Source organism: Streptomyces sp. T39 (assembly GCF_008042045.1).
Classification (GTDB): Bacteria; Actinomycetota; Actinomycetes; order Streptomycetales; family Streptomycetaceae; genus Streptomyces.
In genome coordinates, this window is sequence record NZ_RDBP01000012.1 from 1883702 (window position 1) to 1890308 (window position 6607).

A 6607-nucleotide genomic window follows, 5' to 3' on the forward strand; every position below is an offset into this window, starting at 1 on the left:
GGCCCGGCCGGGGCGGCGGATAGGCTCACGGGTGTGGAGCCGCAGGAAGTGAACAGTCGTCGGCCGTGGGTCGTGGGGGTGTCGGGTGCCTCCGGGACGCCGTATGCCGCCGCGGTGCTGCGGGCGCTGCTCGCCGCCGGGGAGAGCGTGGACCTCGTCGTCAGCCGGGCGTCCCGGCTGACGCTGCTGGACGAGACCGGGATCGCGTTCCGGGACGCGCACTGGCAGGGCGATCTGCGTCAGTGGCTGGCGCGGGGCGCGGACGGGAAGCCGGACACCTTCGACGTGGACGTGACGGACGTGCGCCACTGGGCGGCCGGTGACCTGGCGGCCGGTCCGTCGTCGGGGTCGTACCCGGTCAAGGGGATGCTGATCGTGCCCGCGTCCACCGCCTGTGTGGCGGGGGTGGCGCTCGGGCTGTCGAAGGACCTGCTGCAGCGCGCGGCGAGCGTGACGCTCAAGGAGCGGCGCCCGCTGGTGGTCGCGGTGCGGGAGACCCCGCTGAACGGGCAGACGCTGAAGCATCTGGTGGCGCTGGACGAGGCGGGCGCCGTGGTGCTGCCCGCCTCTCCGGCGTTCTACGCGGGGGCGACGCACATCCAGGATCTGGTCGACTTCGTCGCCGGGCGGGTGCTCGACGCGGCGGGGGTGCCGCACCGGCTGTACCGCCGCTGGGAAGGGGAGCTCGGTGGCGGCTCCGCAGGTGGTTAGCGCTTCTTGCCGACGCGGGGGGCGCGGGTCCGGTCGACCCGGTGGGCGGCGGCGGGCTGGTGGGCACGCGAGCGGCTGGCCAGCTCCTGGAGCTGTCGCATGTGGGCGTAGGCCATCTCGATCGTGTACACGGTGAGTGTCATCTCCTGTATGGATCGCGATCCTTGTGGGATCAGCAGTGATCATTTGAATGAATCGCAGGGTGTCGTCCCTGCATGCCTTAGATTCTACACGTAAACTTGCGGTATCGCTGAATAATGGAAGGCTCAGGCATATGGACGCCGTGGACAGGCAGCTCATCCAGGCCCTGCGCGAGAACGGCAGGGCTTCGTACGCCGAGCTCGGCCGGCTCGTGGGGCTCTCCGGCCCCTCCGTGACCGACCGCATCAACCGCCTGGAGGCGGCCGGCGTCATCACCGGCTACCGCGCCACCGTCGACGCGGCCTCGCTCGGTCTCGGCGTCACGGCGCTCATCGGCATCTCCCTCTCCGACGCCGCCGACCACGAGGACGTCGCCCGCCGGCTGAAGGACCTGGCCGAGATCGAGGACTGCTGGTTCATCGCCGGCGACGACTCGTACATGCTCAAGGTGCGGGCCAGCGACGTCGACGGACTGGAGAAGACCATCCGCCGGCTCTCCGGCACCCGGGGCGTCTCCCGCACCCGCACCACCATCGTGCTCTCCACCAAGTGGGAGAACCGCGTCGGCGACCTGCCCGACGAGTCCTGAACACCCGGCCGCCCGCCGTACCGCCCCGCCCGTGACGCACCGCCGAGGCGGGGGAGTACGGTGGGCGGAGCCTGTTCTACGTGGAGAAATTGGGAGGCGGCCGTCATATGGACGCGGGACTCAAGCGCGAGCTGGAGGAGAAGGTCCGGGCCGGTGAGCGGCTGACCCGCGAGGACGGAATCGCCCTCTACGCGTCGGACGACCTGGCCTGGCTCGGCGGACTGGCCCACGAGGTGCGCACCCGCAAGAACGGTGACGTCGTCCACTTCAACGTCAACCGCCACCTCAACATGACCAATGTGTGCACCGCGTCGTGCGCGTACTGCTCGTTCCAGCGCAAGCCGGGCGAGAAGGACGCGTACACCATGCGCATCGAGGAGGCCGTCCGCCTCGCCAAGGCGATGGAGGGCGAGAACCTCACCGAGCTGCACATCGTCAACGGCCTCCACCCGAACCTGCCGTGGCGCTACTACCCGCGCTCGCTCTCCGAGCTGAAGAAGGCGCTGCCGAACGTCTCGCTGAAGGCGTTCACCGCCACCGAGATCCACCACTTCGAGACCATCTCCGGGATGTCGGCATCCGACATCCTCGACGAACTGATCGAGGCCGGTCTGGAGTCGCTGACCGGCGGCGGCGCCGAGATCTTCGACTGGGAGGTCCGGCAGCACATCGTCGACCACCGCACCCACTGGGAGGACTGGTCGCGCATCCACCGCCTCGCGCACGAGAAGGGTCTCAAGACCCCGTGCACGATGCTGTACGGGCACATCGAGGAGCCCAGGCACCGGGTGGACCACGTGCTGCGGCTGCGCGAACTGCAGGACGAGACCGGCGGCTTCCAGGTCTTCATCCCGCTGCGCTACCAGCACGACTTCGTCGACATGCAGGACGGCAAGGTCCGCAACAGGCTCCAGGCGCGCACCACGATGGCGACCGGCGCGGAGGCCCTGAAGACGTTCGCCGTCTCCCGGCTGCTCTTCGACAACGTGCCGCACGTCAAGGTCTTCTGGGTGATGCACGGCGTGCAGACCGCGCAGCTCGCGCTCCAGCACGGCGCGGACGACATGGACGGCTCGGTCGTCGAGTACAAGATCACGCACGACGCCGACAACTACGGCACGCCGAACAAGCTGACCCGCGACGACCTGCTGGACCTGATCCGTGACGCGGGCTTCCGTCCCGTCGAGCGGAACACCCGCTACGAGATCATCCGCGAGTACCCCGGTCCGGACGCCGACCGGCGCGAGTCGCCGCAGGCGATGCGCGTCTGACCCGCGCGACGCCCGGCGCCGCCGCGCCCCGGCGGCCGCCCGCGGCCCGTGTCCCACCCTGTGGAAGCCCCGGCACCCGCCGGGGCTTCCTGCTTACGCTGGCGGGCATGGCCCTGACCTTCGAACTCGACCCGCCCGCCGGGCCCGGACTGGCGTCCGGGGTGCTGTCGCTGTGGGCCGACGTCTCCAACGCGGGCGGGGCCGTCGGGTTCGTCCCGCCGGTCGGCGTCGACGACATCAGGCCCCAGTGGGTCGCGCACCTGACCGCCATGGCGGAGGGGCGGACGCGCCTGCTCGTCGGCCGGGACGAGGACGGCCGGATCGCCGCCACCGTCTTCCTCCAGCACAACACCCACCGGCTGATGACCCACTGGATCTGGGCGTACACCGTCATGGTCCACCCCCGCCACCAGGGCAAGGGGTACGGGCGCGAACTGATGGCGGCGGCCGCGGAGCACGCCCGCACCTTCGACGGCGTCGAGGCCATCCGGCTCACCTGCCGCGGCGGCACCGGAGCCGACCGCTTCTACGCCTCCTGCGGCTACAAGGAGGTCGGCCGGGTGCCCGGCGCGATCCGGGTCGCCGAGGGCGACGACCGCGACGACGTGATCATGCTGCTGCCGCTGACCTGACCTGACCTGACCCGGCCCCGGCCGCGCACGGGGGCGTCCCCTGCCGACGGAAGGGCCCGGAAGGCGGCGTGCTTCACTGGACGGGCAGGTTCGCCGTATCCGTTCCACAGAGGAAGAAGGCCCGCAGTGTCCGCAGGAAAGTCCGCCGCAGCGATCCGGTACACCGCGATGCGGTTCGCCATCTTCGTCGGCTGTCTGGTCGTCGTCGGCGGTCTCGTGCAGGTCGGCGTGGTGCCCAAGGGCCTCGGCGACGCCAACTTCGCCTGGGTGATCCTTCTCGCACTGGTGCTCTCGGCCCCGCTCAGCTTCGTCCTGCTGCGCAAGCAGCGCGACGCCATGTCGCACCAGATCGCCGGCCGGGTCGACAGCGCCAAGGCCCGTCTGGACGCGAACCGTTCGCGGGAGGACGGCGCCGCCTGACGCGCTCCCGGGCGGGACGGCCCGGGAAGGACACGAGGGGACGGTCCGGCAGGCGCATCGCCGCCGGAAGGCCGGAACAGGGTCTTGACCCAAAGCCGAGCTTTGAGGTTCTCAAAGTTCAAGTGTTAACGTGTCTGGCATGACGACATCAGCGCGCCCCGACGCCGCCGCGAGCATCCCGCTCGTGGCGCGGCTGCATGTCGACCTGTGCCGCTGTACTTCCGCGGTCTGTTGCCGTTAGAGGCGCCCGGCGCCTTCTGGTCCGACCCCGGCACATCCCCTGCAGCGGTACCGCGCTCTCCGCGGGCCGCACGCCGTCCCCGCCCCGTCCCTGATTCACCCTGGAGTGCGTCCGTGTCCGCGAACACCGCGTCCACCCCTGCCGGAAAGCAGTCCGGCTCCCGAATACCGCTGCCCAAGGTCCCCTTCTGGGCCCAGATCGTCGCCGGCCTGGTGCTCGGTGTCCTGCTGGGCTGGCTCGCCCGCAGCCAGGACGTCAGCTGGCTGAAGGACACGCTGGACCAGATCGGCTCGATCTTCGTCCAGCTGCTGAAGCTCGCGGTCGCCCCGCTCGTCTTCTTCGCGATCCTGGTATCGATCACCAACCTGCGGAAGGTCAACAACGCCGCCCGGCTGGCCAGCCGCACCCTGCTGTGGTTCATGATCACGTCGCTGATCGCGGTGGCGATCGGCCTGGTGATCGGCCTGGTCACCAACCCCGGCTCCGGTACCGGCCTCACCCCGAAGGACGGCCAGAAGCCCGAGAACGCCGGCAGCTGGATCGACTTCCTGACGGGCATCGTCCCGACCGACGTCATCACGCCGTTCACCGAGCTGAACGTGCTGCAGATCGTGTTCATGGCCGCCGTCGCCGGTATCGCCGCGCTGAAGCTCGGTGAGCGCGCCAAGCCGATCCTCGCGCTCAGCGAGTCCGTGCTGGAGCTGCTCCAGAAGGCCCTGTGGTGGGTCATCCGCCTCGCGCCGCTCGGCACCGTCGGCCTCATCGGCTACGCCATCGCGGACTACGGCTGGGACCTGATCGGCAAGTACGCGACCTTCACCGCCGACGTCTACATCGGCTGCGCCCTGGTCCTCTTCGGCGTCTACCCGCTGCTGCTCGCCCTGGTGGCCAAGGTCAACCCGATCCAGTTCTTCAAGGGCGCCTGGCCCGCGATCCAGCTGGCCTTCGTCTCCCGGTCCTCGGTCGGCACCATGCCGGTCACCCAGAAGGTCACCGAGCGGCTCGGCGTCCCGAAGAACTACACGTCGTTCGCCGTGCCCTTCGGCGCCACCACCAAGATGGACGGCTGCGCCGCGATCTACCCGGCGCTCGCCGCGATCTTCATCGCGCAGATCTTCGACGTGCAGCTGGGCATCCAGGACTACCTGCTGATCGCCTTCGTCTCCGTCGTCGGTTCCGCCGCGACCGCCGGTCTGACCGGTGCGACGGTCATGCTGACGCTGACCCTCTCCACCCTGGGCCTCCCGCTGGAGGGCGTCGGTCTGCTCATGGCGATCGACCCGATCCTCGACATGATGCGCACCGCCACCAACGTGGCCGGCCAGGCCGCCGTGCCGGTGATCGTCGCCGCCCGCGAGAACATCCTCGACCGCGACGCGTACGCCTCGGCCTCGGCCTCGCCGGTCGAGGAGGACGACGACGCCGACGACGCGGACTCCCGCGAGGCCACCGCGAAGGAGCCCGTGGCGGTCCCCGCGTAGCCGCCGGCCCACCTGACGCGCGAGCGCCCCGGACCGTCCTCGGTCCGGGGCGCTCGCGCGTGGCGCGGGGCGGCGGGATCGGGACGATCTCCGGCCTCGCGGGCCGCCGCAGCGCCCGGGGGCACCGCCGCGCGCCGTAGGCTTGCCGCGGAGCAGGGGCACGGGGCGGGAGGAACGTCGAACGATGGGTGCTGTGAAGGGCGTGAAGGCCAAGCGGATGCCGCGGGCCGTGCGCGAGCAGCAGATGATGGACGCCGCCGTGCACATCTTCGGCCGGCGCGGTTACCGGGCCGCGTCGATGGACGAGATCGCCGAGCTGGCCGGGGTCTCCAAGCCACTGGTGTATCTGTACCTGAACTCCAAGGAGGAGCTCTTCACCGCCTGCATCCGGCGGGAGGCCGCCCGCCTGACCGAGGCGGTGAAGGCCGCGATCGAGCCGGGGCTGGCGGCCGACCGCCAGCTGTGGGCGGGGCTGGAGGCGTTCTTCCGGCACACCGCGGAGAACCCGGACGGATGGTCGGTGCTGCACCGGCAGGCGCGGACCCACGGGGAGCCGTTCGCCGCCGAGGTGACCGCGATGCGCGAGGAGCTCTCCGCCTTCGTGACGTTCCTGATCGGCGCGGCGGCGAGGGAGGGCACCCCTCCCGCCCCCGGCACGGCCGGCGCGAGCCGCAGCGGCGAGCTGGCCGACCGCGACATCGAGGGCCTCGCCCAGGCGCTCGTCGGCGCCGCCGAGTCCCTCGCGGGCTGGGCGAACGAGAGCGACAAGCTGGCGGCCAAGGACGCGGCCGCCACCCTGATGAACTTCGCCTGGACGGGCCTCGGCGGCCTGATGCGCGGCGAACGCTGGTCTCCCCGCTGAGCGGGACACGGGCGCGGGGCGTCTGAGCCGGGCGTGGTCGTGGGCGGGTGCCGTGACGGGGCGCGGGGCCATGCCCGGGAGGGGGCGCGTCCGGCTCAGACGCCCCGCGCCCGTGTCCCGCTCAGCGGGGAGACCAGCGTTCGCCGCGCATCAGGCCGCCGAGGCCCGTCCAGGCGAAGTTCATCAGGGTGGCGGCCGCGTCCTTGGCCGCCAGCTTGTCGCTCTCGTTCGCCCAGCCCGCGAGGGACTCGGCGGCGCC

The 6607-nt window shown here is 71.1% G+C and carries 9 protein-coding genes and 1 pseudogene; 8 read left to right on the forward strand and 2 right to left on the reverse strand.

What is annotated here, in order from left to right; all coding sequences use genetic code 11:
- Nucleotides 1-48 precede the first annotated feature (48 nt).
- On the forward strand, nt 49-711 hold the full coding sequence (locus EAO77_RS09505) for a UbiX family flavin prenyltransferase (protein ID WP_147989048.1): 663 nt from the start codon (nt 49-51) through the stop codon (nt 709-711).
- Here EAO77_RS09505 and EAO77_RS38535 read toward each other — a convergent pair.
- Nucleotides 708-854, reverse strand: a complete 147-nt coding sequence (locus tag EAO77_RS38535) for a hypothetical protein (protein WP_187283172.1) — start codon at nt 852-854, stop codon at nt 708-710. The genes EAO77_RS09505 and EAO77_RS38535 overlap by 4 nt on opposite strands.
- 131 nt (nt 855-985) lie before the next feature.
- Between EAO77_RS38535 and EAO77_RS09510 the strand changes: the two genes are divergently transcribed.
- The 7 genes from EAO77_RS09510 to EAO77_RS09535 all read left to right on the forward strand — a co-directional run bounded on the left by EAO77_RS09510 (nt 986) and on the right by EAO77_RS09535 (nt 6348).
- Nucleotides 986-1441: an Lrp/AsnC family transcriptional regulator gene (locus EAO77_RS09510; protein ID WP_147987590.1), complete on the forward strand. Its 456-nt coding sequence runs from the start codon at nt 986-988 to the stop codon at nt 1439-1441.
- 107 nt (nt 1442-1548) lie between these two features.
- Complete coding sequence (gene mqnE, locus EAO77_RS09515) at nt 1549-2712, forward strand: aminofutalosine synthase MqnE (RefSeq protein ID WP_147989049.1); 1164 nt, start codon at nt 1549-1551, stop codon at nt 2710-2712.
- Nucleotides 2713-2819: 107 nt separating this feature from the next.
- The gene (locus EAO77_RS09520; protein WP_147987591.1) at nt 2820-3344 is read left to right on the forward strand and encodes a GNAT family N-acetyltransferase; all 525 of its coding nucleotides are present in this window, start codon (nt 2820-2822) and stop codon (nt 3342-3344) included.
- A gap of 126 nt (nt 3345-3470) precedes the next feature.
- Nucleotides 3471-3764 (forward strand): DUF4229 domain-containing protein, encoded by a 294-nt coding sequence (locus EAO77_RS09525; RefSeq protein ID WP_147987592.1) that lies wholly within the window; start codon nt 3471-3473, stop codon nt 3762-3764.
- 139 nt (nt 3765-3903) lie between these two features.
- Complete coding sequence (locus tag EAO77_RS41015) at nt 3904-4005, forward strand: putative leader peptide (RefSeq protein WP_315986087.1); 102 nt, start codon at nt 3904-3906, stop codon at nt 4003-4005.
- Between the two features lie 113 nt (nt 4006-4118).
- Nucleotides 4119-5486 (forward strand): dicarboxylate/amino acid:cation symporter, encoded by a 1368-nt coding sequence (locus EAO77_RS09530; RefSeq protein ID WP_147987593.1) that lies wholly within the window; start codon nt 4119-4121, stop codon nt 5484-5486.
- A gap of 184 nt (nt 5487-5670) precedes the next feature.
- Nucleotides 5671-6348 (forward strand): TetR/AcrR family transcriptional regulator, encoded by a 678-nt coding sequence (locus tag EAO77_RS09535; RefSeq protein WP_147987594.1) that lies wholly within the window; start codon nt 5671-5673, stop codon nt 6346-6348.
- A 121-nt stretch (nt 6349-6469) separates the two neighbouring features.
- Here EAO77_RS09535 and EAO77_RS39865 read toward each other — a convergent pair.
- Nucleotides 6470-6607: pseudogene (locus tag EAO77_RS39865) on the reverse strand (TetR/AcrR family transcriptional regulator); the annotation flags it as partial.